Below are 25,166 nucleotides of genomic sequence, written 5' to 3'. Positions count from 1 at the left end.
CGGTACGGGCAGTCTCATCCCCGGCACCTCGAATCGCTGACCGGGATTCCGGTGGGCGGCGGGCTGCCGTCCTCGGTGGTCACGCCGGACACCTTGGCCTCGCAGAGGTAGAGGTTGAGCCAGGATCCGTAGGACGCCATCCGCGTGACGGCCCGCAGCTTGTCGGGGGTCTTGCGCAGGAAGCCTTCGATCCGGGGAGCGCTCTCGGCGAGGTTGGAGGAGAGCCGGCCGAGCTGTTTGATGTCGTCCTTGAGCGGGGCCCGGCCGTCCTCGAACAGCCCGGCGGTGACGGTGGTGAGGTCGCCCATCGCGGCGATGGCCTCGCCGAGCGGCTTGCGGTCGCCCGCGAACCCGGAGACGAGCTTCTGGAGCGTGACCACCAGGTCGTTGACGCCGGCTTCGCGGTCGTTGACGGTGGTCAGGACGGTGTTCAGGTTGGTGACGACCTCGCCGATCACCTTGTCCTTGGCGGCGACGGTCGTGGTCAGCGAGCCGATGTGTTTCAGCAGGCTGTCGACGGTGCCGCCCTCGCCCTGGAGTACCTGCACGATGGAGCCGGCGAGCTGGTTGACGTCCTTGGGCGAGAGCCCTTCGAAGAGGGGCTGGAACCCGTTGAAGAGCTGGGTGAGGTCGAGGGCGGGAGTGGTGCGCTCCACCGGGATGGTCGCCCCCGGCGCGAGCGTGGCACCGACCGCGCCGGTGCCACGGCCGAGTTCGATGTAGCGCTGGCCGACCATGTTGAGGTACTTGATCGAGGCGGTGGCCGTGCCCGGCAGCGTCCGGCTGCGCTGCACGGAGAACGTGACCTGGGCGAGCCGCCGGTCGACGACCTCCACGCTGTCGACCTGGCCCACCTTCACCCCGGCGATGCGGACGCTGTCGCCCTCGATGAGGCCGGTGGTGTCGGTGAAGCGCGCCTTGTACGTCCGGGTGTCGCCGACCCCGGTGTTGGCGATGGAGAGGGCGAGGACCGTGGTCGCGAGCGCCGTCACCAGGACGAAGACGAGCGACTTCACGAGCGGGCCCGCGATGCTGCGGCGCTTCACTTGATGGTCACCTCCGTCCCCCTCAGGGCGGGCCCGACGAGCAGACTGCTCCAGTCCGGCAGGGACTGCGGGCCCTGGTGCAGACCGGGTGCGAGCAGCTCGTTCACCAGCTGGTTCTCCTGCGGCGAGTTCGCGGGACCGAGCCCGGCGGCGGAGGCAGCCGCGGTGTTCGTGAGCGCTCTCTCGGCGGGCAGCGGGGCGCCGAGGTACGGCATCGGGTAGCAGTGCGGGCCGCCGCTCGCCGTGTACGCGGGGGCGTCGCGGCCGGGGACGTACTTGCCGAGCGAGGGCACGGCCTTGACCGTGACGTGGAGGCCGGGCTCGTCCGTGCCCTTTCCGAGCGCCTTGTCCATCGCGGGGACGAACCCGGCGAGGGTGCGCAGGGTGCAGGGGAAGGACGAGGAGTACGTGGCGAGGAGTTCCAGGGTGGGGCGGCTCACCTCGCTGAGCCGGATGATGTTGTCCTTGTTCTGCTGGAGGAAGGCCGTGAGGTCCTGGGCGGTCTTCGTCGTCTGCCCGTAGACGCCGAGGAGTTGGGTCTGCTGGTCGACGAGGGTGCCGGTGGTGGTCGTGGCGTCCGTGAGCGCTTTCAGGATGTCGGGGGCGGCGTCGCTGTAGGTCTGGGACACCTTGACGAGCTGCTTCAGGTCGGCGTTGAGGGTGGGCAGGTTCGGGTTGAACTTCTTCAGGTGCGCGTCCAGGGTGACGAAGGTGTCGCCGAGCTGGGAGCCGCGGCCGCGCAGCGCCTGGGCGACGGCGGAGAGCGTCGCCGACAGCTTGTCCGGCTTGACCGCGGTGAGCATCGGCAGGACGTTGTCGAGGACCTCCTCCAGCTCGATGGCGTTGCGGGACCGGTCCTGCGGGATGGTCGCGTCGGCCGAGAGCGCTCTCGTCGACGGGTTCGGTGGCGGTACGAGTGCGACGAACCGTTCGCCGAAGAGCGTCGTCGGCAGCATCTGGGCGCGCACGTCGGACGGGATGTGGCCGCGCTTTCCGGGCTGGAGGGCGAGGGTGAGCTTCGCGCCCTCGCCGTCGGCGCTGATGGTGCGGACCTCGCCGACGACGACGCCGCGCAGCTTCACCTCGGCGCCCGGGTGCATCTCGTTGCCGACGCTGCTCGTCTCGACGGTGATGGTGTCCGACCGCGTGAAGTCCTTGTCGTACACGGCGATCGAGAGCCACACGAGGAGCACCGGGACCACGAGGAAGACGACTCCGGCGAGGCGGCGGCGGACGGTCGGCGTGTTCATCCGGCCACCTTCACGGTCGTGGTGGCGCCCCAGATGGCCAGCGAGAGGAAGAAGTCGGTGACGGCGATGAGCACGATCGCGTTGCGGACGGATCGTCCCACCGCGACGCCGACCCCGGCCGGGCCGCCCGTGGCGCGGAAGCCGTAGTAGCAGTGGGCCAGGATCACCATCACGCTGAAGACGAGCACTTTGAGCACGGAGAGCAGCACGTCGGTCGGCGAGAGGAAGAGGTTGAAGTAGTGGTCGAAGGTGCCGCGCGACTGCCCCTTGAAGACCACCGTGGTCAGCCGGGACGCGACATAGGAGCTGAGCAGCCCGATCGCGTACAGCGGGATGATCGCGACGACTCCGGCGATGATCCGGGTGGTGACGAGGTAGGGCAGGCTGCGTACGCCCATGCCTTCGAGGGCGTCGACCTCCTCGTTGATGCGCATCGCCCCGAGCTGGGCGGTGAAGCCGGCGCCCACGGTGGCCGACAGGGCGAGACCTGCGACGAGCGGGGCGATCTCGCGGGTGTTGAAGTAGGCGGAGACGAAGCCGGTGAAGGCGGCGGTGCCGATCTGGTTCAGCGCGGCGTAACCCTGGAGGCCGACCACGGTGCCGGTGAACAGGGTCATGGCGATCATCACGCCGATGGTGCCGCCGATGACACCGAGCCCGCCGCTGCCGAAGGCGACCTCGGCGAGCAGTCGCTGGACCTCCTTCGTGTAGCGCCGCAGCGTGCGCGGGATCCAGAGCAATGCCCGTACGTAGAAGGCGAGTTGGTCGCCTGAACGGTCGAGGAGAGCGAAGAGGGCCATCGGGTCAGCCGCCCTTCGGGGGGACGATCTGGAGGTAGATCCCGGTGAGGACCATGTTCACGAAGAACAGCAGCAGGAACGTGATGACGACGGACTGGTTGACGGCGTCGCCGACGCCCTTGGGGCCGCCGCGCGGATGGAGCCCGCGGTAGGCGGCGACGATCCCGGCGATGAACCCGAAGATCAGCGCCTTGATCTCGCTGACGTACAGATCGGGGAGCTGGGCGAGCGCGGAGAAGCTGGAGAGGTAGGCGCCCGGGGTGCCGCCCTGCATGATCACGTTGAAGAAGTAGCCGCCGAGGGTGCCGACGACGGAGACCATCCCGTTGAGCAGCACGGCGACGAACATGGTCGCCAACACCCTGGGTACGACGAGGCGCTGGACGGGCGAGACGCCCATGACCTCCATGGCGTCGAGTTCCTCGCGGATGGTGCGCGAGCCCAGGTCGGCGCAGATTGCGGAGCCGCCGGCGCCCGCGATGAGCAGCGCCACGATGAGGGGGCTCGCCTGCTGGATGACGGCGAGGACGCTGGCGCCGCCGGTGAAGGACTGGGCGCCGAGCTGCTGCGTGAGTGAGCCGACCTGGAGCGCGATGACGGCACCGAACGGGATGGAGACGAGGGCCGCGGGCAGGATGGTGACGCTGGCGATGAACCAGAACTGCTCGATGAATTCCCGTAGCTGGAAGGGGCGCTTGAAGACCGCCCGGGTGACGGCGGCGGCGAGCGCGAAGAGCCGCCCGGTCTGGCGGAACGCGCCGAGCCCGGGGAGCGGGCGACGCGGCGGCCGGGGCGGGGTGGGGGTCGGGGCCGGCGGGTTTCTCTCGGCCTCCGTTGTCATGGCGTCGCCTCCTGGGTCGGCGCCATGCCGTTCTCGATGGCGCGGCGGGCCGAGGGCGGCAGCTGGTCGAGCATGGCCATCACCCGCAGCTTGCGGCGCAGCACCGCCTGCCGGGCGGGCAGGCCCGGCGAGGGTTCCAGTTGTGCGGGGATGCGGCGCGGTGAACTCTCGTACTCCTGAGGAGAGTTGAGCTGTTCCATGGCGAGCGTCGCGGCGTCCTTCTCCTCGGACATGCCGATGGGGCCCTCGCGGCGCCCGCTGAGGAACTGGGCGACGACGGGTTCCTCGCTGGTGAGGAGCACCTCGCGCGGGCCGAAGGTGACGAGGTTCCGGCGGAAGAGCATGCCCATGTTGTCGGGCACGGTCGAGGCGATGTCGAGGTTGTGGGTGACGATCAGCATCGTCGCGTCGATCTGCGCGTTCAGATCGATCAGGAGCTGCGAGATGAAGGCCGTGCGGACCGGGTCGAGCCCCGAGTCCGGCTCGTCGCACAGGATGATCTGCGGGTCGAGCACCAGGGCGCGGGCGAGCCCGGCGCGCTTGCGCATCCCGCCGGAGATCTCCCCGGGCAGCTTCTCCTCGGCACCGAGGAGGCCGACCATGTCCACGCGCTCCATGACGATGCGCCGGATCTCGGACTCCTTCTTGCGGGTGTGCTCGCGCAGCGGAAAGGCGATGTTGTCGAAAAGGGACATCGAGCCGAACAGGGCACCGTCCTGGAACATCAGGCCGAAGACTTTCCGGGTCTCGTAGATGTCCCGCTCGGGGCTGCTCACCATGTCGACGCCATTGATGAGGACCCGGCCGCGCTCCGGCTTGAGCAGCCCGATGAGTGACTTGAGGAAGACCGTCTTTCCCGTGCCCGATGGCCCGAGCATGACGCTGACTTCTCCCGCGGGCAGGGTGAGGGTGACGTCCTGCCAGATGTTCTGCTTGCCGAAGGACTTCGTCAGACCTTCGACCACGACTTCAATTCCCATACCACCTCCAGCAGGCACATACCGAGTGACGCGGGGGCACCGAGGGGCGCACGGTAAGTTGCTCGGCTGCGCCGAAACAAGATCCCGGACGGCCACATCGGTGAAATCCCTTTTCCTTGTCACTCGTTGACAAGTTTCCAAGTCGGCCTGGCGGACGACTGCGCAGCAATTGAGCAGTTGTGGGCAGCCGCGAAAGGGCGGGGGCGCCGCGGCCGAGGGGAGCCCGACCGTGGCGCCCCCGCCCCGGGCAGCGAGCCCGGGCCCGGAATCAGGGACGGGCCTGGGGCTTCGCCCGTGCGGCTCCCGGCCTTCGGGGGCGCGGCCGGGAGCGTGGACGCCGGTGGACCGGATACCGGGTGAGCGGACCGGACCAACCGCACACCGGACGCTACGACCGGGTAACCTCGCTCTGCAATACCGGTTCCGGAAGTTTCCGCGAGCCCGCGCCCGGCCGTCGGCAACTTGTCATCACAGCAGCGCTTTCCCTCCGGAACTTGTCACAAGGTGAGGGGTTTCACCTGCAACTGGCCGACCGGCCCATCTTTATGGGGAGAGAACCGGGAACTTCGGCACGAATGACCTGACTCCGTCGGCTGGATTGCGCACCAACCGACAAGAAAACGCCGCCGGTTGCTCACCGGTGGCACAAGGAAGGGCCTTGCTCGGCACAATCTTCAACGCCAGGATTGTGCGCCGATGTTTCTCGCAAGTAACGTCCGCCTCGTCACGGTCGTACGTGGCCGAATCCGTACCCGTAGCTGGTGAAATCGGAGGAATTTACTGTGCGAAGCACCCTTGGAAAGCTTGCGCTGGTATGCGGCGCCGCGACGGCCGCATTCGCCCTGGCGACCGCGCCCGCCATGGCCGCGTCGCCCACGAACTGGGTGATCGGCCCGGGCTCGCCCGAGAGTTTCACCGCCACGTCCAGCAACGTCGTGCTCTCCGTCAACGGCATCGACATGACCTGCACCTACTCGGACGCCGGGGGCTCCCTCCAGAGCGCCACGGGCAACCCTGCGGCGGTCGGCAGCATCGACCCGGTGCACTTCGGCAGATCCGGTGAGCCGTGCACCAGCTTCCTCGGTGCGGTCGACACGGTGGCGAACACTCCCTGGACGCTGAACGTGACCGACTACGACGCGGGCAGCGGCATCTCGCAGGGCTACATCTCGGGCATCAACGCCCGTGTTTCCGTGGCGACTTGTGCCTTCACCGTGACCGGAACCGCGCACGGCACCTACACCAATGCGACCGGCGACCTGGCCATCGCGACCAACGCCACCGAACTGACGGTCTCGGACCCGACGGCGGGCTGCTCGGGTGTGGTGTCGGCCGGTGACCACCCCTCGTTCAACGGCGACTTCTTCGCGGTGGTCAGCGGTACCGGCACGCACCCCACCATCGTCGGCTCGTAACGCCGAATGACGCGGCGCGTACACCCGGGACCGCCCGGCCGGGGCTCATGGCCGGGCGGTCCCCCAGCCGCGGCGCAGGCCGATTCGAGGAGCTGAGCGAGTGGAGCTGAACGCGACGTGACAGGGACCCCGAGCCCGGCCGGGCGATGGCGGAGCATGCGCGGGCGGGGCGCGGTCGCGGTGACCACCGTGGTCCTGGCCGGGATCGTGCCGGGTGCGGACGTGGCCCTTGGCGACCAGCAGGTCAGCACCGAACTCGCCTACAGCTGCGCCTTTCCGGGCGGGGCTCGGACGGTGAAGGTCGGGGTCGGCGCCAGGTTCCCCGACCGGGCCGCCGCGGGCGCAGCCATCAGGCCCGCCGAGGTCAGCACGTCGGTGACCCTGCCCGATGCCGCGGTCGCCGAGCTCACGAAACTTCGTGCGGCCAGGACCGGCGCCACCACCCGCCTCACGACCGAGGTGGCCCAGAACGGCGCCACGGCCCAAGCCCTCTGGCAGGGCGCCGCCCCCTCCGTGCCGCTCGCCGCGACGGGCGGCGCCACGCTCAAGGCGACCGGAGAGGTCTCGACCATCACCGCGAACAGCCCAGGCGACCTCACCATGACGGCGGCGGCCCTCACCCTCGACTTCAGCCCGGTCACCGCCGAGGGCGCCGCGACCGATCCCGCCACCCTCTCGGTGACCTGCACGCTCACCCCCGGCGAATCGGCTCTGCTCGCCAAAGTTCCCGTAACCACGGCCGGTTCCTCCCCCACCCCGACCCCAAGCACCTCGGCGACGGACCCCCCGACCGGCGGTCCGCGACAGCCCTCGCCCTCCGCACCCAACGTCGTCCCCCCGAAAACCCAGGGCGCCCCGCCCGCCACCGCGCCCGCGTGCCGGGGCGACACCACCAATCCGCTCGCCCTCGCGGCGTACACCACCGGGTACTCCAACGTCTCCAAAATGGCCGAGGCCTCCTTGATCCCCGTCTTCTGCGCCAAGGTCGTCCAGGGGCCCAGCCAGCTCAAACGCATCGAGGTCAGGCCGGGTGTCTTCGAACTCCATCTGCTCCAGACCTCGGTGGGCCGGCTCGACCACCAGGGCCGCGCCCAGACCCCGCCCGGCCCGGCGACGCTCCTCACCTTCGGGTTCATGCCCACCACCGCCACGATGACGCTGGAGGAGACCGGGCCCATGATCATCGACTCGGACCTCAACAACACCGCGGGGCACGGCGAGACGTACATCAGGATCCCGCTGACGCTGCGCATCTCCGACGTCAAGGTGAATGGGACACCCCTCGACGTCGGCCCCAACTGCCGTACCAACGGCTCCCTTTACTCCGACGACCCGGTCCCGGCGAAGAACACCAAGGACCACGTGGTCCTGCTGGGCAGGCTCAAGAAGGGCACCGACACGGTCTGGCGCGGCTACTCGCTCTCCCGGGGCGGACCGCTCGACGGCTCGGTGACCATTCCGCCCTTCACCGGCTGCGGGGTGGGCGAGGACCTCAGCCCGCTGTTCACCGCATCCGTGTCCGGGCCCGCCAACACGGTCAAGCAGAACCAGGGAGCGCCGTGCGCGTCCGGCATCCCGGACGACCCCGCCAAGCTCTGCACCCCCGACAAGCAGCCGACGAACGTACCGCTGCCGCTGCGTTGAGCGCACGCCGCGCGAATCAAGCCAACTCCCTTACGCGGCACGGCTGTTGTCGCACCCACCCATATCCGCACAGGACGTCGTGAGTCGAGACGTCGAGAGGGGACGACCTCATGAGACCCGTATCCACCCGTCTGCGCGCGGGGCTGCTTGCCACGTGCACGGCCCTGACCGTGCTGGTGACCGCGGGCCCGGCCTCCGCCGATTCCGCCCCCGTCACCCAACTCGGGGGAAACTGGGCCCCGTTCACCCGATGCCCGGTGGACGACCCGGCGATGCTCGCCGCCGACGGGCGCGCCGAGATCGTGCAGTGCATCGCCTCGCACGCGGCGAGCGGCTCCATCAAGCTGGGCAACACCGAGGTCGTCACCGGCGCCAGCGATCTGCAGGCCGGCGTGGTGCAGCACACCGGCGGCACGCCCACCCTGGTCGCACCGGCGGGCGGCGCCCTGATCGCCGACTCCGCCGACATCCCGGGCGGCCTGCTCGGCCTGATGTGCCCGAGCGACATCCCCGTCATCTCAGACATCTGCCGGCAGATCACCAACGGCACCCTCAACCGGATCACCGCGACCGTCGAATCGGCCGGCACGCCCACCGGCTTCGACCTGACCGCGGGCGCCACCTCCGGGAGGCCGATCCTCTCCATCCCGGTCCGCATCCACCTCCAGAACCCGCTCCTCGGCGGCTCCTGCTACATCGGCTCCGCCGCCCACCCGATCGTGCTGCGCCCGCAGAACGTCAGCGCACCGGCCCTCGGCATCAAGCGTTTCGACGGCAACGGCACGCCCAATACCGCGGGCGTCATGAACCGGCTCAGCCTCACCGGCGCGAGCCAGACGGACACCACGTTCGCGGTGCCGGGAGCAAGCGGTTGCGGGCTCGCCGGGATGCTCGACTGGGCGGTGAACCTCAAGACCGGGCTACCCTCGGCCGCCGGCAACAACAGCGTCGTGCTGGACGGTGCCTCGACCTACCTCGCCGGTCTGAACGCCCCGGGCACGGTCGTCCCGAACAACGGCAGACTCCTCTCCCAGTACTGGCATTCAGCGGTGCAGTAGCCTTCGCCGGCCCACCCGACGGCGGCCCGTGCACGCTCCCGGCCGGGCCGCCCCGGAATCGGCCGACAACCGATGCCCCATGAATCGAACACCGCCCCAAGTGTTGTCCATCTCAAGGGAGTTGTTCTAGGTTCGGCAGTCCGCGAAAGGTACGCACCTGACGGTCGATGGGAGCGCTTTCTCCATCAGCCCTCCCCCCACCGGGCGCCGTAGTGCAAGGGGAGTGAGATGCCCGCAGCCGCGCATTCACCGGACACCCAGGAGCCGTTGGGACCGCTCCCACAGGAGTTCGCCGCGATCATGCGGCCCGAACTGCCGGGCCTGCTCAAGGAGATCGGCGCCGAGATCACCCGCGCCTACCCCGAGTACGCCCGGCTGCTCGACGGGCCCTACGGCGAGGCCATCCGGGTCGGCGTCGAGCAGAACCTCGCCGTCTTCGTCGACCAGGTGGCCTCCCCCAGCGCCCCCTCCACGCTGCGCGACGAGATGTGCCGCCGCTTCGGCCGGTTCGAGGCGTACGAGGGCCGGAGCCTGGAGACCCTCCAGGGCGCCTACCGACTCGGCGCCCGGGTGGCGCTGCGCCGGGCGAAGAAGATCGGCCGGCGCTACAACCTCTCCCCCGCCCTGATGCTCAGCTTCGCGGACGCGCTCTTCACCTACGTCGAAGAGCTGGAAGCGCTCTCACGGGAGGGCTATCTGGAGGTCACCTCGTTCTCCGGGGAGCGCTCGGACGCGCTGCGAAGACGGCTGCTGCATCTGATCCTGGCCGGGTCCCCGGTGCCGCGCGCGGCGATCGCGGAGCTCGCCGACCGGGCCCACTGGCCGCTGCCCGAGCGGGTCACGCTGGTCGCGCTCCGTTCCGGGGCGGGGCTCACGCGGGCGGCGTTGGACAACGATGTCCTGCTCGATCCGGGCGAGCCGCTGCCCCATCTCCTGGTGCCGGGCCCGGTCGACGACGTACGAAGACGGATGCTGGACGCGGCCCTGCACGGGTCCGGGGCCGCGGTCGGTTTAGAGGTCCCCATCGGCGATGCGTCCGATTCCCTGCGCTGGGCCCGTCAGGTCCTCGAACTCGCCCGATCGGGGGTCATCGACAGCGCCCGTGGCACGCTGTATTGCGAGGACCACCTCGTCACGCTGTGGCTGCGCTCCGACCCGGCGCTCCTCGAACACCTCGGCCGCCGCGAGCTCGCGCCGCTCGACGCGCTCACCCCCGGGCGGCGCGACCGGCTCGTCGAAACCCTGCGGACCTGGCTCGCAACGCGTGGCACGGCCGCCCGGATGGGCGAACTGCTTGACGTGCACCCGCAAACCGTGCGCTATCGGATGCGCACCCTGGAGTCCATCTTCGGCGAGCGGCTCACCGATCCCGAACACCGGTTCGCCACCGAACTTGTGCTACGCGCAAGGGACCTCGGCCACCGCGATCGGCCCTGAACTTGCCCCGATCGGCGCCATAATCATCCGATTCACTTCGAAAACAACGGATAAATATCGTCAAGTCCTAAGGCCGGAGCGAACCCGCCGCTGGATATGCCCGTCTGAGTGGGCGGATGTCCGAAGGATGTCCGTACCACCCGCACTACGCCAGAGGCATACCGTATGTCTTCGCATCTGCCTGCCGTTTTCCGCGGCGCCGCCGCCCCGCACCCCCGCACCCTGCTCGACGTACTGGACGCGACGGCGGCCGCCCACCCGGGCGCACCCGCACTCGACGCGGGCGGCGAGAGGCTCACCTACCAAGACCTCTGCGACCGGATCACCGAACGCGCCGTGCGGCTCACCCGCCACGGCATCGGCCCCGGCGACCGGGTCGGCGTCCGGATCCCGTCCGGCACCTGCGACCTGTACCTCGCCATCCTGGCGGTCCTGCTGTGCGGCGCGGCGTACGTGCCGGTCGACGCGGACGACCCCGAGGAGCGCGCGGCGACCGTCTTCCGCGAGGCGGGGGTGTGCGCCGTGATCGAGGCCGAGGAGCGCATACTGCCGGGGCCCGTGGCGCCGCTGGCCGAGCGCTGGCGTCCCGCGTCGCCCGACGACGACGCCTGGATCATCTTCACGTCCGGTTCGACGGGACTGCCCAAGGGCGTGGCGGTCACCCATCGTTCGGCGGCCGCGTTCGTGGACGCCGAGGCCCAACTCTTCCTCAGCGAACGCCCGTTGGGCCCGGGCGACCGGGTGCTCGCCGGGCTCTCGGTGGCCTTCGACGCCTCGTGCGAGGAGATGTGGCTGGCCTGGCGGCACGGCGGCTGTCTGGTCCCGGCGCCCCGCTCGCTCGTGCGGGCGGGCCACGAGCTCGGACCCTGGCTGATCGAACGCGGCATCACGGTGGTCTCCACGGTGCCCACGCTCGCCGCCCTGTGGCCGGACGAGGCGCTCGACGAGGTCCGGCTCCTGATCGTCGGCGGCGAGGCCTGCCCGGGCGCCCTCGCGGACCGGTTCGCGGTCAAGGGCCGCGAGATGTGGAACACCTACGGACCCACCGAGACGACGGTGGTGGCGACCGCCGCGCGCATGCTGCCTGGCGAGCCGGTGCGCATCGGACTCCCGCTGCCCGGCTGGGAGTTGGCGGTCCTGGACGCGGCCGGCGACCCCGTTCCGTACGGCGGCGAGGGCGAGCTGGTCATCGCGGGCGTGGGCACGGCGCGCTACCTCGACGCCGCCAAGGATGCCGAACGGTTCGCCCCGCTGTCCCTCCTCGACACCCGGCGCGCCTATCGCACCGGCGATCTCGTACGGGCGGAGGCGGCCGGGCTCATCCATCTCGGGCGGGCCGACGACCAGGTCAAGGTGGGCGGGCGGCGCATCGAACTCGGCGAGATCGACGCCATGTTGAGGGCGCTGCCCGGCGTGCGCGCGGCGGCCGGCGCGGTGCGCGGCACCCCGGCAGGCGGCCAGATCCTGGTCGGCTACGTGGTGCCCGAGCAGGCCGGCTTCCGCGCCGACCAGGCCCGCGGCTTTCTCGCCGAACGCCTGCCGGCCGCCCTGGTGCCGCTGCTCGTCGAGGTCACCGAACTGCCCACGCGCACCTCGGGCAAGGTCGACCGGGACGCCCTGCCCTGGCCGCTGCCCTCCCAGCGTGGCCCGGCCGTCGACGCCGCACAGGACGACTCCACCGTGGCCCGTCTCGCCGGGGCGTGGGAGCGGATGCTGGGCGTGTGCCCCGAGCCGGACAGCGACTTCTTCGCGCTCGGCGGCTCCAGCCTGAGCGCGGCACGCCTCGCCTCCGAACTGCGCGAACACTACCCCGGCGTTTCCGTCGCCGACCTCTACCGCCGCCCCGTCCTGCGCGACATGGCCCAGCACCTCGAATCCCTCGAAGGCCCGGCCGCCGAGGCCCGGCCCGTACAGCCGGTGCCGTACGGCGCGGGAGTGGTCCAACTCCTCGTCACAGCCGGTCTGTTCGGGATCGCGGGACTGCGCGGGCTCGTCGGTCTGGCGATGCTCGACAACATTCTGGGGTGGCTCGCCCCGCAGGCCTGGGCGCCGCACACCTCCTGGTGGCTCGTGATCATCGCCGCGCTGGTCCTGCTGAGCGCGCCCGCCCGCTTCGTGATCGGCGGCGCGTCGGCGCGCCTGCTGACCCGGGGTGTGCTGCCGGGCGCGTATCCGCGGGGCGGCCGCGTCCATCTGCGGCTGTGGACGGCCGAGCGCATCGTGGCCGCGTTCGGCGTCTCCTCCCTGCTCGGCACTCCCTGGGCCCGGCTGTACGCGCGCTCGCTCGGCTGCCGGGTCGGGCCCGGCGCCGCCCTGCACGCCATGCCTCCGGTGACCGGTCTCGCCACGATCGGCCGGGGTGCGAGCGTGGAGCCGGAGGCCGACATCAGCGGCTGGTGGCTGGACGGCGCGACCCTGCACATCGGCGCGGTCCGCATCGGCGACGGCGCCCGGGTCGGCCACCGCAGCACCCTGATGCCCGGCGCGGTCCTCGGCGCGGACGCCGAACTGGAGCCGGGCGCCTGCCTGGACGGGCAGGTTCCGCCCGGCCGGCGCTGGCTCGGCTCACCGGCGCGGCAGGCCGAATCGTACGAGCGCGTCGCCGGCACCGGCTGGCCCACGCCGCGCTCCGGGCGCTCGCGCCGCTGGGCCGCCGCGTACGCGCTCTCCCTCATCGGCCTGCCGGTGCTTACGGCGCTGGCCACGGCGCCCGCGCTGGTCGGCGTGTACTACCTGGTGCGGTCCTGCGACACGCTCCCGGCGGTCGCGGTGCGCCTGCTGTTCGCGGCGCCGCCCATCGCGGTGGTCACCACCCTGTGCTCGGCGCTGACCCTCGCCGCCCTGGTCCGGATCCTCGGCCGGGGCCTGAAGCCCGGCTTCCATCCGGTGTCCGGCGGCGTCGCCTGGCGCGCCTGGCTGGTGACCCGGCTGCTCAGCGGCGCCCGCGGCAGCTTCTTCCCGCTGTACGCGAGCCTCGCGACCCCGGTGTGGCTGCGGCTGCTCGGCGCCAGGGTGGGCCGGCGCGCCGAGATCTCGACGGTGCTTCCGCTGCCCTCGCTCCTGACGGTCGAGGACGGCGCGTTCCTCGCCGACGACACCCTGGTCGCGCCGTACGAAATCCGGGGCGGCTGGCTGCGGTTGGGCACGGCGACCGTCGGGCGCAGGGCCTTCGTCGGCAACTCGGGCATCGTCGGCCCGGACCGCCGGGTGCCCGACGGGGCCCTGATCGGCGTGCTCTGCGACGCGCCCGCGCAGAGCGAGCCGGGCAGTTCGTGGCTCGGCCGGCCCGCGCTTCCGCTGCCGAGGGTGCCGACCGCGGCCGACCCCGGCCGCACCTTCGCACCATCGCGGGGGCTCGTGTTCGCCCGCGGCGCGGTCGAGCTGTGCCGGGTGCTGCCGCTGATGTGCTCGGTACTGCTCGCCGAGGCGGTGCTGATCGGCGAGCAGAGCGCTCTCAACCGCGGCGGCCTTCCGCTGGCCGCGCTGGCCGGGACGGTGCTGCTCGTGGCCGCGGCCGCGGTCGCGGGGCTCACGGCGACCGCCGCGAAGTGGATCCTGGTCGGCCGGTTCGAGCCGGGCGAGCATCCGCTGTGGTCGTCCTTCGTGTGGCGCAACGAGCTGTACGACACCTTCGTCGAGTCCCTCGCGGTGCCGTGGATGGCGGGCTCGTTCACCGGCACGCCGGTCCTCAACTGGTGGCTGCGCAGCCTCGGCGCGCACATCGGGCGCGGGGTGTGGCTGGAGACGTACTGGCTGCCGGAGACCGATCTGATCACGCTGGGGGACGGGGCGAGCGTGAACCGCGGGTGCGTGCTCCAGACCCATCTCTTCCACGACCGGATCATGCGCCTGGACACCGTACGGCTCGCCGAGGGCGCCTCGCTCGGCCCGCACAGCATCGCGCTGCCCGGCACCGACGTCGGCGCCCGGGCGTCGGTGGGCGCCGCCTCGCTGGTGATGCGCGGCGAGAGCGTGCCGCCGGACACCCGCTGGGCGGGCAACCCCATCGCGGGCGAGCAGTCTTCCGAGGCACAACTGCCCATGAGGCAGCCATTGGTGACGATCCATCAGGGATCTTCGCAGGAAGGGAGCGCCGCATGACCCGGTGCACGCGGCGGTCGCTCGTCCGGATCGCTGCCCTGTCCGCGCTCGGCGGCCTCGCCGTCGCGGACCAGGAAGCCGCCGGCCGCCGGGACCGCTACTTCCCGCAGCACGGCTCGTACGGTCACGACACGCTCGCCTACGATCTGCGGATCGCGTACGACTCGGTCAGCGGCCGGCTCGCGGGCACGGCGCTCATCCAGGCCGTCGCCCTGCGGCCGCTCGACCGGATCGAGCTCGACCTGTCCCGGCTCAGCGCGCACGCGGCACACGTCGACGGCAGGGCCGCCCGCATCCGCCAACGGCAGGGGAAGCTGTATGTGACGCCCAGTCGACCTGTCGCGGCGGGCGGGCTGTTCACGGCCAAGGTGCGGTACGGCGGGCGGCCCGCGCCGATCCGTTCGCCGTTCGGCAGCATCGGCTGGGACCGTACCGGCGACAGTCACGACGGCACCCTGGTCGCCTCCCAGCCGCTGGGGGCGCCGTCCTGGTTCCCGTGCAACGACCGGCCCGACGACAAGGCCGCCTACACCTTCCGGGTCACGGTGCCGCGCGACCGGCAGGCACTCGCGAACGGCACGCTCACCGAGTGCCGCAGCGAGGGCTCCACCGAGGTGTGGACCTACCACCACCCCGGCCCCATGGCCACCTACCTGGCCGCGCTCTACACCGGCCGCTTCCAGCACGACAGCGTGCTCGCGCCGGGGCCGCCGGGCGGCAAGCCGATCCCGGTGCACAACGCCTATCCGTCCCGCATCGCCGAGGCGGCCCGGCACGACCTCGGCCGCCAGCCCGACATGCTGCGGCACTTCTCGGAGCTGTTCGGGCCCTACCCCTTCGAGGCGTACGGCGCGGTGGTGGTCGACGCGGACCTCGGCGCGCCCGTCGAGAACCAGACCCGCGCGGTGTTCGGGCGCAACCACATCGACGGGCAGCGGGGCTGGGAGACGCTGGTGGCCCACGAACTGGCGCACCAGTGGTTCGGCAACAGCGTGGGCATCCGCGAGTGGCGGCACATCTGGCTCAACGAGGGCTTCGCGACGTACGCCGAGTGGCTGTGGTCGGAGCACATCGGCGAGGACAGCGCCGACGAGATCGCGCGGCGCGAGTGGCGGGGCCTGGCCAAGCGCACCCAGAACCTGCGGCTCGCCGAGCCGGGCCCGCGCCGCATCTTCGACGACCGCCTCTACAACCGGGGCGCCTGCACCCTGCACGCGCTGCGCCTGACGCTGGGCGACGAGCGGTTCTTCGCGGTGCTGCGCGGCTGGCACGCGGCGCGGCGCGGCAGGATCGGCGACACCGCCACGTTCATCGCCCACGCCGAGACCACGGCGGGAGAGGCGGTGCGCCCGCTGCTCCAGGCCTGGCTCTACGACAAGAGGCTCCCGGATCTGCCTACACGGATGACGAGTTGACGGTTCGTCATTCCTGCTCCGGACCCTCCGTCTCCGGCGCGTACGCGTCCGCCACCGCGTGCCGTCGGATCTTGAGCGAGGGGGTCCGGCGGGGGCCGCTCGTTCCATCGTCCGTAAATGGCTCGTCGGCGCTGTCGTCGTATACAAACCTTTCCGGCCGCACGGGTTCCGGATGGATCTATGACACATTCTGCCGATGTATGTCCCTTGCTAAGTCCCCTATGCCACCCCTTACTGTGCGCTTGGCTGTTAAGGGCCGATTTCCTGGTGGTCAGGGGGAGGGTCACGTGCGGATGCCGCGGGCACGACAAGGAGGGCTGTTCGCGGTGCACGTGCTGCGCGGGCAGGCACAGGTGCACTTCATGCCGAGCGCGCTGACCGGGGCGATCTTCACGGTCGCGCTGTTCACCGCCGGCTGGCAGTACGGGCTCTACGGACTGATCGGCACCGCGATCGGCACCGGCACCGCCCAGCTGCTCGGGGTGGACCGGAGCAGGGTGTCCGCCGGGCTCGAAGGGTTCAACGCCTGTCTGGTCGCGCTCGGCTTCGCGGTGTTCCTCGGGCCCGGGTATCCGTCCACGATGGTGCTCGCGGCGGGCGGTTGCGCGGTGGTCACCGTGGTGACCGCGGCCGCCACGACCCTGCTGCGCGGCCGGGGGCTGCCCACCCTGACGCTGCCGTTCTGCCTGATGGCGAGCGCCATGACGATCGCGGCGCCAAGCTTCGAGCGCGTGTGGCACGGCGGTCCGGCACCGGCCGGGCTGAGCCGGGCCGCCGAGGGGACGGTCGCCCTGGCCGTCGACGACGTGGCCCGCGCGTTCTTCGCCAACATCGCGCAGATCTTCCTCATGCCGCAGTGGTATGTCGGCCTGATCCTCCTGGTCGGCATCTTCGCGGCCAGCCGGACGGCGGGGGCGATGGCCTGCGTCGGAAGCGCCGTCGGCGTGGTGACCGCCTGGGCGCTCGGCGCCCCCACCGCCAGGATCGTGGACGGCACCATGGGTTACAACGCCGTGCTCGTCGCGATGGCGCTGTGCGGGGTGCTGCTCGCGGCCGACCGCTGGAGCCTCGGCTTCGCGGTGGTCGGGGCGGCCGCGGCCACGGTGCTCGGGCCCGCCCTGAACGCGCTCTTCGCACCGGCCGGCGGGCACTCCTTCACCTGGCCGTTCGTTCTCACCACCCTGGTGTTCGTCGCCTCCGTACCCGCCCTGCCGAGGCTCCGCCGCACCGGGCCCCCGGCCGTCCTTCCGCTCACCGAGCCGGTCGGTACCGACGTGGTGCTCGGCGCCTGAAAGGGGACCCCGGCGCTTCACTCACACGGCCTACACCGCATGCATGTCACCTGGGGCGGTGTGAGGGTGCCAGTGTGACCACCGCCAGCGATACGGCACCCGTGTCCGCGCCGCCCGTGCTGGACGTCCGGCAGCGGAACATCGTGTTCGGGACGATCATGCTGGGGATGCTGCTTGCCGCACTCGACCAGACCATCGTCGGCACCGCGCTCCCCACGATCGTCTCGGACCTCGGCGGCGCCGCCCACATGTCGTGGGTGGTCACCTCCTACCTCCTGGCGGAGACCGTCGCGACTGCCCTGGTCGGCAAGTTCGGCGACCTCTTCGGCCGCAAGGTCGTCTTCCAGGTCTCGGCGATCACCTTCATCACCGGCTCGTTCCTCTGCGGCCTCGCGACGAACATGCCGCTCCTCATCGCCTGGCGGGCCGTCCAGGGCATTGGGGCGGGCGGCCTGATGGTGACCGCGATGGCGTTGATCGCCGATGTGATCCCGCTGCGCGAACGCGGCAAGTACCAGGGGGCGATCGGCGCCGTGTTCGGCGTCTCGACCGTCATCGGGCCGCTCCTCGGCGGGCTCTTCACCGACCATCTGAGCTGGCGCTGGGCGTTCTACGTCAACGTCCCCATCGCCATCCTCGTGGTGATCGCGGCGGCCCGGAACATCCCCTCGGTCCGCTCGGTCGCCAAGCCCGTCATCGACTATCTCGGCATCGGTCTGGTCGCGGCCGGGGCCAGTGCCCTGATCCTGGCAACGAGCTGGGGCGGCAACGAGTTCGCCTGGGGCTCGCCAACGATCATCGCCCTGTTCGCGGGCGGTCTGATCGCGCTGGCGCTGTTCTGCCGGGTGGAGACCCGGGCCGTCGAGCCGATGCTGCCGATGCGCCTCTTCCGCAACCCCGTCTTCACGGTGTGCTCGGTGCTCAGCTTCATCGTGGGCTTCGCGATGCTCGGCGCGATGACGTTCCTGCCGACCTATCTCCAGTACGTCGACGGCGACTCGGCCACCGTCTCCGGCGTGCGCACCCTGCCCATGGTCATCGGCCTGCTCATCGCGTCGATCTTCAGCGGCAACGTGGTGAGCAAGACGGGCCGGTACCGGTTCTTCCCCATCGTCGGCGCCCTGGTCATGGGGGTGGGCCTCTACCTGCTCTCGCTGATGGGGCCCGGCGTCAGCGCGTGGCTGGAATCGCTCTACATGTTCGTGCTCGGCCTCGGCATCGGGCTGTGCATGCAGGTGCTCACCATCGCCGTGCAGAACACGGTCGACTACGCGGATCTGGGCACGGCGACGTCCGGCGTCACCTTCTTCCGTACGCTCGGCAGCTCGTTCGGCACCGCCGTCTTCGGCACCATCTACGCCAACACCCTGAAGCCGAACCTCCAGGACGGGGTGGCCGCGGCGGCGAAGATCGGCGGCGCGAATCCGGCCCAGCTCGCACAGACCGCGCAGTCCCCGGCCGGGCTGCACCGGCTGCCCCCGGCTACGTCCGCCCCCATCGTGCAGGCCTACTCCGACAGCCTCCACACCGTGTTTCTGTGGACGGTGCCGGTCGCCGCGGTGGGCTTCCTGGTGGCGCTCCTCCTCAAGCAGGTCGAGCTGCGCGACACCGCCCGGTCCGCCTCCACCGACATGAGCGAGGGCTTCGCACAGCCGACGACGGGCGACTCCGCGAAGGTGCTCGAACTCGCCGTCGGCAAGATCGTGCGGGGCGCGGACATGAACACCGCGCGGCGGATCGTCGCGGCCTCCGACACGCGGCTCGACGTGGCCGGGGCCTGGGCGGTCATGCAGGTCGAGCAGTACACGCGCATGGTCGGGCACGCGAGCCTCGGCCTGATCGCGTCCCGCCGCCATGTGCCTCCCGAGGTTCTCGTGCCCGTGTTCCAGCGGATGGTCGACGAGGGATTCCTCAGCCGCGAGGGCAACTACTTCTCGCTCACGCCGGCCGGTGAGCGCGAGGTCGCCGCCATCACCGACTCGTGGTCGGCGTGGCTGAACGAGCAGTTGGAGAAGGACCGCGGCCGCCCGCGCAGCGCGGAACTCCGCGCCGCCGCGGACACCATCGCCAAGCGCCTGATGGCCGAGGACCTGGCGAACGGACTCCCCTCCGTCCGCGAGAAGGTGGCCGCGGCCGGCCCCTCCTGAGCTCGCGGGCCGCGCCCCCTCGGCGCCTGATACGGTCGGGAACCGGCAGGTCAGGGAGTTCGGAGCAAGGGGTGGTGGCGGAATGTCCGCTCGTCGGAGTGCCGATCCCGACAGGCCCACCTTCACCGAACAGGCCCGCCGCCGGCAGCTGATCGAGGCCACCATCGACTCGATCGCCACCCGCGGCTACCCGGCCACCTCGCTCGCCGCCATCGCCGAACAGGCCGGCGTCTCCAAGGCGGCCGTCCTCTACCACTACGCCTCCAAGGACAAGCTGACCGAAGCGACCCTGGCGCATGTGCTGGGTCGGTTCATGGCGTACGTCACCGAACGCGTCGAGCGCGAGGACGACCCGAAAGCGGCCCTCGTCGCCTATGTGCGGGCGATGATCGGCTACCAGCAGGCCAACCGGCGCCATGTGCGGGTGATCGTCGAGATGCTGCTCGACGACCAGGGCGGCACCAAGCTGAAGACACCGGGCTCGCACGACACCGCCGGCCGCTGGCAAGGCCTGGCAGAGTTGCTGACGAAGGGTCAGGAGGCGGGCTGCTTCCGCGAGTTCGACACGCGTACGGCGGCGCTGGCCATCGGCGGGGCCATCGACGGGGTGATCGCGCACTGGCTCGTCCACCCCGAGCTCGACCTGGACGCGGCCGCGGCCGAGCTGGTGACCTTCACGCTCCTCGCCGTGGCGCGCTGAGACTCCCCGATCAGCCTTTCCTGCGGGCGAATCGGGGTGCGTGCTCGGGCCGTACGCCGATGCCGCCCAGGTACGCGGTGACTCCACTCAGCACCGGAAACCGCCGGACCAGGCGCAGCGGCAGCGGGAGGCGGTCGCTCCGCAACGTCCCGTCGAGGGCGGGCTTCAGGAGCAGGTCGTGCTCGCCGCGCTGCTGCTTCTGCACGACGGTCACAGGGAGCCCACGCCGGCGCTGGACGCGCCCCAACTCCCGTGCGGTGACGCGCCGTTGGCACAGGGGGCCCGCGAGGATACGGGCAGCGGCTACCGCGTCCTGGACAGCCAAGTTGACGCCCACGCCGCCCACCGGGGACATGGTGTGGGCGGCGTCGCCGATGCACAGCAGTCCGTCCCGGTGCCAGCGGGGCAGCCGCCCCATCGTCACGTCGAGCAGTTTCACGTCATCCCAGGACCGGATGGCGGCGGTCGCTTCCGCGTCCCAGCCGAAGAGTTCGCCGAGGCGGTCGCGCAGCCACTGGATGTCGTGGCCGCGCAGAGCGGCGTCCTGGCCCTTCGGGATCAGATAGGCGGTCTGGTAGTAGTCGCCGCGGTCCATGGTGACGGCCGCCTGGCCGCCGCCGAAGCGCGCGAAGACCCGGCCTTCCTTGATGCCGCCCCTGGGCGCGGGCACCCGCGCCTGCCACACGTCCATCGGCACCTCGAACTCGTCCTGGAACAGCCCGGCTTCGCGGGCCACCACCGAATCCCGTCCGTCGCAGGCCACCGTGAGATCGGCGGCCAGTTCGCCGGGCCCGCCCAGCTCGTCCACGTACCGCACTCCGGTGATGCGGCCGCCTTCGGTGCGCAGCCCGGTCACGGCGGTGCGCATGCGCAGCGTGAACGACGGCTCCTCGGCCGCCGCCTCGGCGAGCAGGCCGAGGAAGTCCCACTGCGGCACCATCGCGATGTACTTGTGCGGGCCGGGGATGCGGCGGAAGTCGGCCATGACGACGGCCGTGCCGCCGATCTCCATCCGCATCTCCTCCAGCCTGCGCGCGGGCAGCGCCGCGAAGCTCTCTTTGAGGCCGAGTTCGTCCAGGAGCCGCAGCGTCGAGGGGTGGACGGTGTCACCCCTGAAGTCCCGCAGGAAGTCCCCGTGTTTCTCCAGGACCGTCACCTCGATGCCGGCTCTGGCGAGCAGCAGTCCGAGCATCATCCCCGCCGGTCCCCCACCGACGATGCAACAGGTCGTGCGCTGCACAGACTCAGCAGCCCCCACGTTCACCACTCCCTCTCCCGCGACGCGATCGGACTCGACTCTGACCGATCGGTCAGTACTCTAACCGATCGGTAGGCACTTGCGCCGGAGCACGCGCACGACCGCCGGTGGAACTCCCCCGCCCCAGGGGCTTCCTCGACCCGCCGGTACGGCCGAGGATCTTCCCCAAGTCCCCATGAAGGAGATTCATGAGCACTGCACCCTGGTACGAGGAACCGTCGCCCGGCACCGGCTCGTTGGAGCCCCGCGCCTGGTTCGCCGCCTCCGACGCGAGACGCCTCTCGCTCGACGGGACATGGCGGTTCCGGCTGTCCCCGAGGGCCGACAGCGAGGACACCTCGTTCGCCGCGTCCGGGTACGACGCCTCCGGATGGGCCGAGGTCGCCGTGCCGGGCCACTGGGTGCTCCAGGGGCACGGCAGCCCGGCCTACACCAACGTCCGCTATCCCTTCCCGGTCGATCCCCCGCGCGTGCCCACCGAGAACCCGACCGGTGATCATCTGCGCACCTTCGACGTGCCGGACGCGATGAGCGCCGACGGCGAGGTGCTGCTGCGGTTCGACGGGGTCGAGTCCTGTGCCCGTCTCTGGCTGAACGGCACCGAGCTCGGCACCTTCATGGGCAGCCGGTTGCCCCACGAGTTCGAGGTCGGCGCGCTGCTCCGGCCGCGCGGCAACGTCCTGGCCGTGCGGGTCCACCAGTGGTCGGCCGGAAGCTACCTGGAGGACCAGGACCAGTGGTGGATGCCGGGCATCTTCCGTGAGGTGACCCTGCTGCACCGGCCCCCGGGCTCGGTCGGCGACTTCTTCGTGCACTCCCCGTACGACCACCGCACGGGCCGGGGCACATTGCGCGTCGAGAGCGCGGTTCCGGGGCGGGTGCTCGTCCCGGAGCTGGGGCTCGACCTGGCCACCGGTGGGAGCGCTCTCATTCCCGTCGAGCCGTGGACGGCCGAGACGCCCCGGCTGTACGCGGCCGAGCTGGTCACGCCCGGAGAGCGCGTTGCGCTGCGGATCGGGTTCCGTACGGTCGTGGTCGAGGACGGGCTCCTCAAGGTCAACGGGCGCCGGATCCTGTTCCGCGGGGTCAACCGCCACGAGTTCCACCCCGAGACGGGCCGCACCCTCGACCTCGCGACCATGCGCGAGGACCTGGTCCTCATGAAGCGGCACAACATCAACGCGGTACGCACCAGCCACTATCCGCCGCACCCCGCGTTCCTGGAGCTCTGCGACGAGCTGGGTCTTTGGGTGATCGACGAGTGCGACCTGGAGACGCACGGCTTCGAGGAGGTGGGCTGGCGCGGCAACCCGGTCGACGACCCGCGCTGGACGCCCGCCCTCCTGGACCGCGCGGCCCGCATGGTCGAGCGCGACAAGAACCATCCCTCGGTGGTGCTCTGGTCACTCGGCAACGAGTGCGGCACCGGGCAGGGCCTGAGCGCCATGGCCGACTGGATACGCGACCGCGACCCGGGCCGCCCGATCCACTACGAGGGCGACCGTTCGTGCCGGGACACCGACGTGTACTCCCGCATGTACGCCTCTCAGGAGGAGACCGCCCTGATCGGCCGCCACGAGGACACGGACGGCCCGGGCGAGCGGGCCCGACTCCCGTTCCTTCTCTGCGAGTACGGGCACGCCATGGGCAACGGGCCCGGCGGTCTCACCGAGTACCAGGATCTCTTCGAGACGTACGAGCGCTGCCAGGGCGGGTTCGTCTGGGAGTGGATCGACCACGGCCTCGCCCACCCCGAGCTGGGCCACGCCTACGGCGGCGACTTCGGCGAGGAGCTGCACGACGGCAACTTCGTCTGCGACGGCCTCCTGTTCCCCGACCGCACCCCCTCCCCCGGGCTCGTCGAGTACAAGAAGGTGATCGAGCCGGTCAGGTTCGCCGGGGACGGCACGGCCGGCACACTGCACATCACCAACTGCCATGACTTCAGGGGGCTTTCGCATCTGGCCTTCGACTGGTCGTACGAGGTGGAGGGCAAGGCGGTGGCCTCGGGGCCGCTCGCCGTTCCCGACCTCGCACCCGGCCGGAGCGTGGAGCTGAGACTGGACCCGCCACCGGTCGCCGACGCCTCGCGCGAGGCGTACTGGACGGTGCGGGCGGTGCTCGCGCACGACACGCCCTGGGCGCCGCGCGGGCACGAGGTCGCCTGGAGCCAGTTTCCGGCGGTCCCGCGCCCGGCACTGACCCCCGCCACCGGAACCGTTCCGGTCCGCCAGGGCCACCGGGTCACGCTCGGCCCGGCCGCATTCGACTGCCGAACCGGTCTGCTCACCGAGCTCGGCGGCATCCCGGTGGACGGGCCGCGGCTCGACGTGTGGCGGGCGCCGACCGACAACGATGCGGGGGCATCCTGGGCGCCCGAGGAGCAGTATGCCCGCCGGTGGCGCGAGCTCGGCCTCGATCGCATGCAACACCGCCGGTACGGAGTTGAGTTGACGAATAGTCATCTCGTGGTGCGCTCGCGGGTGGCGCCCGCCGCGTCGGATCTGGCACTGCGGGTGACGTACACCTGGAGCGCCGACGGGGAGCGGGTGCGGCTCACGATGTCGGTCACCCCCGAGGGCCCCTGGACGCTACCGCTGCCTCGGCTCGGGGTGCGGATGGGGCTCCCGGGCGCGTATGGGCAGGCCGAGTGGTTCGGCGCGGGGCCCGGCGAGGCCTATCCGGACACCCGGCGGGCCGCGCGCCTCGGACGCTGGAACATGCCCGTCGACGCGATGCGGACGCCATATGTGCGGCCGCAGGAGAACGGGGCTCGCGCGGAGGTCCGGTGGGCCGAACTCCGCGACGGGCAACGGGGGTTGCGGATCGAGGGAGACCCGGAGTTCTGGTTCACCGCCCGGCGCTGGACGAGCGAGGAGCTGGCCGCGGCCCGGCATCTACCCGACCTCGTCCCCGGCGACCGCGTCTGGCTCAACCTGGACCACGGGATGCACGGAATCGGCTCGGCCTCATGCGGTCCCGGTGTGCTGACCGAGTATCGACTGCGGGCGGAGAAGGCCGAGTTCGGGTTCGTCTTCGGCCCGCTCGCGGTCACTCGGTGAAGACCGCGTCGAGGTAGACCCAGGCGCCGTCGACGCGCGAGAACCGGCTCTGCTCGTGCAGGGAGCCGGCTTCGCCGCCATGGGTGTAGTGCGCCCGGAAGGTGACCGTGCCGGTGGTGTGGAAGGCGCTGCCGTCGGCGGTGGCCAGGATCTCCAGGCGGGTCCAGTGCATGCCGGGGTCGAAGTCGATCCCGGCGGGCCGGGTGTCCGGGTGCCAGGTGCGCAGCAGGTACGGCTCGTCCTGAACCGCGAAGGCGCTGAACCGCGAGCGCATCAGGGCCTCGGCGGTGGGGGCGGCGGCAGCGCCCGAGTGATAGCGGCCGCAGCACTCGGCATAGGAGGCGGGCAGCCCGCAGGGGCAGGACGTGGGGACGGCGGGGCGTGCGGGGCGCTTGGTGCGACGGGACATGCCCTTATCTGATCACAGGGGCCGCCTCCGCGGCATCGCCCGCCGGGTCGCCCGAGGCTGCCTCGACTGTCCGCATGGACCCGGCCGGAGTGAGTCCCAAAAAGGGGCAATGGGATGATCTAGGCGTGGTGGGGGGAGGCACAAGAGTCTTCTCGTGTCTCGCCGGCCGCATCCGGCGCGCCTGGGGGGGCCGCACGGTGGTTCGGTCCGGCACCCCGGTGTCGCCCTGGCGCGACAAGTGTCTCGGGCCGGCTCCTCGCAGCCGCCGACGGGACGAAGGCGCTCGGCCGCCGGGTGTGTGATGTGCGTCT

Annotated in this window: 17 protein-coding genes; 10 read left to right on the top strand and 7 right to left on the bottom strand. The window is 71.1% G+C overall.

Annotated elements, in window-relative coordinates; translation table 11 throughout:
• Positions 1 to 14: 14 nt before the first annotated feature.
• From IE206_RS28170 to IE206_RS28150, 5 genes are read right to left on the bottom strand one after another with little or no spacing between them, the layout of a single operon-like run.
• Positions 15 to 1,046, bottom strand: coding sequence for an MCE family protein (locus tag IE206_RS28170; protein ID WP_189966893.1), 1,032 nt, complete (start codon positions 1,044 to 1,046; stop codon positions 15 to 17).
• A complete protein-coding gene (locus tag IE206_RS28165; protein ID WP_189966891.1) occupies positions 1,043 to 2,296 on the bottom strand; it encodes an MCE family protein in 1,254 nt (417 codons plus the stop codon). The genes IE206_RS28170 and IE206_RS28165 overlap by 4 nt, the downstream gene beginning before the upstream one ends.
• On the bottom strand, positions 2,293 to 3,096 hold the full coding sequence (locus tag IE206_RS28160) for an MlaE family ABC transporter permease (RefSeq protein WP_189966889.1): 804 nt from the start codon (positions 3,094 to 3,096) through the stop codon (positions 2,293 to 2,295). Before IE206_RS28160 ends, IE206_RS28165 begins: the two co-directional genes overlap by 4 nt.
• Before the next feature lie 4 nt (positions 3,097 to 3,100).
• On the bottom strand, positions 3,101 to 3,937 hold the full coding sequence (locus IE206_RS28155) for an MlaE family ABC transporter permease (protein WP_226599587.1): 837 nt from the start codon (positions 3,935 to 3,937) through the stop codon (positions 3,101 to 3,103).
• A complete protein-coding gene (locus IE206_RS28150; RefSeq protein WP_189966887.1) occupies positions 3,934 to 4,917 on the bottom strand; it encodes an ABC transporter ATP-binding protein in 984 nt (327 codons plus the stop codon). The genes IE206_RS28155 and IE206_RS28150 overlap by 4 nt, the downstream gene beginning before the upstream one ends.
• 782 nt (positions 4,918 to 5,699) lie before the next feature.
• Here IE206_RS28150 and IE206_RS28145 point away from each other — a divergent pair.
• From IE206_RS28145 to IE206_RS28105, 9 genes are all read left to right on the top strand, one after another.
• Entirely contained in the window at positions 5,700 to 6,332 is a 633-nt protein-coding gene (locus IE206_RS28145) for a hypothetical protein (RefSeq protein WP_189966885.1), read from the top strand.
• Between the two features lie 117 nt (positions 6,333 to 6,449).
• Positions 6,450 to 7,976 (top strand): DUF6801 domain-containing protein, encoded by a 1,527-nt coding sequence (locus tag IE206_RS28140; RefSeq protein ID WP_189966883.1) that lies wholly within the window; start codon positions 6,450 to 6,452, stop codon positions 7,974 to 7,976.
• A gap of 110 nt (positions 7,977 to 8,086) precedes the next feature.
• Positions 8,087 to 9,034 carry a hypothetical protein gene (locus IE206_RS28135; protein ID WP_189966881.1) on the top strand — a complete coding sequence of 316 codons (948 nt, stop codon included), beginning with the start codon at positions 8,087 to 8,089 and terminating at the stop codon, positions 9,032 to 9,034.
• 228 nt (positions 9,035 to 9,262) lie between these two features.
• The gene (locus tag IE206_RS28130; protein WP_189966879.1) at positions 9,263 to 10,471 is read left to right on the top strand and encodes a PucR family transcriptional regulator; all 1,209 of its coding nucleotides are present in this window, start codon (positions 9,263 to 9,265) and stop codon (positions 10,469 to 10,471) included.
• A gap of 165 nt (positions 10,472 to 10,636) precedes the next feature.
• On the top strand, positions 10,637 to 14,572 hold the full coding sequence (locus IE206_RS28125) for a Pls/PosA family non-ribosomal peptide synthetase (RefSeq protein ID WP_189966877.1): 3,936 nt from the start codon (positions 10,637 to 10,639) through the stop codon (positions 14,570 to 14,572).
• On the top strand, positions 14,569 to 15,987 hold the full coding sequence (locus tag IE206_RS28120; RefSeq protein ID WP_189966875.1) for a M1 family metallopeptidase: 1,419 nt from the start codon (positions 14,569 to 14,571) through the stop codon (positions 15,985 to 15,987). The genes IE206_RS28125 and IE206_RS28120 overlap by 4 nt, the downstream gene beginning before the upstream one ends.
• Positions 15,988 to 16,313: 326 nt before the next feature.
• Positions 16,314 to 17,279: an urea transporter gene (locus IE206_RS28115; protein ID WP_226599588.1), complete on the top strand. Its 966-nt coding sequence runs from the start codon at positions 16,314 to 16,316 to the stop codon at positions 17,277 to 17,279.
• A gap of 74 nt (positions 17,280 to 17,353) precedes the next feature.
• Entirely contained in the window at positions 17,354 to 19,426 is a 2,073-nt protein-coding gene (locus IE206_RS28110; RefSeq protein ID WP_189966873.1) for an MDR family MFS transporter, read from the top strand.
• A gap of 82 nt (positions 19,427 to 19,508) precedes the next feature.
• Positions 19,509 to 20,126: a TetR/AcrR family transcriptional regulator gene (locus IE206_RS28105; protein WP_189966871.1), complete on the top strand. Its 618-nt coding sequence runs from the start codon at positions 19,509 to 19,511 to the stop codon at positions 20,124 to 20,126.
• 10 nt (positions 20,127 to 20,136) lie between these two features.
• Here the strand turns inward: IE206_RS28105 and IE206_RS28100 are convergent, their stop codons facing one another.
• A complete protein-coding gene (locus IE206_RS28100; protein WP_189967030.1) occupies positions 20,137 to 21,366 on the bottom strand; it encodes an FAD-dependent oxidoreductase in 1,230 nt (409 codons plus the stop codon).
• Positions 21,367 to 21,572: 206 nt separating this feature from the next.
• Between IE206_RS28100 and IE206_RS28095 the strand changes: the two genes are divergently transcribed.
• Positions 21,573 to 24,446 (top strand): glycoside hydrolase family 2 TIM barrel-domain containing protein, encoded by a 2,874-nt coding sequence (locus IE206_RS28095; protein WP_189966869.1) that lies wholly within the window; start codon positions 21,573 to 21,575, stop codon positions 24,444 to 24,446.
• On the opposite strand, the gene IE206_RS28090 is transcribed toward IE206_RS28095, so the two are convergent.
• Positions 24,436 to 24,855 (bottom strand): YchJ family protein, encoded by a 420-nt coding sequence (locus IE206_RS28090; protein ID WP_189966867.1) that lies wholly within the window; start codon positions 24,853 to 24,855, stop codon positions 24,436 to 24,438. The genes IE206_RS28095 and IE206_RS28090 overlap by 11 nt on opposite strands.
• Positions 24,856 to 25,166: the final 311 nt, after the last annotated feature.

The organism is Streptomyces violascens (assembly GCF_014649955.1).
In the GTDB taxonomy this organism is placed as follows: domain Bacteria; phylum Actinomycetota; class Actinomycetes; order Streptomycetales; family Streptomycetaceae; genus Streptomyces; species Streptomyces violascens.
This window is presented reverse-complemented; position numbering and strand designations above follow the sequence as displayed.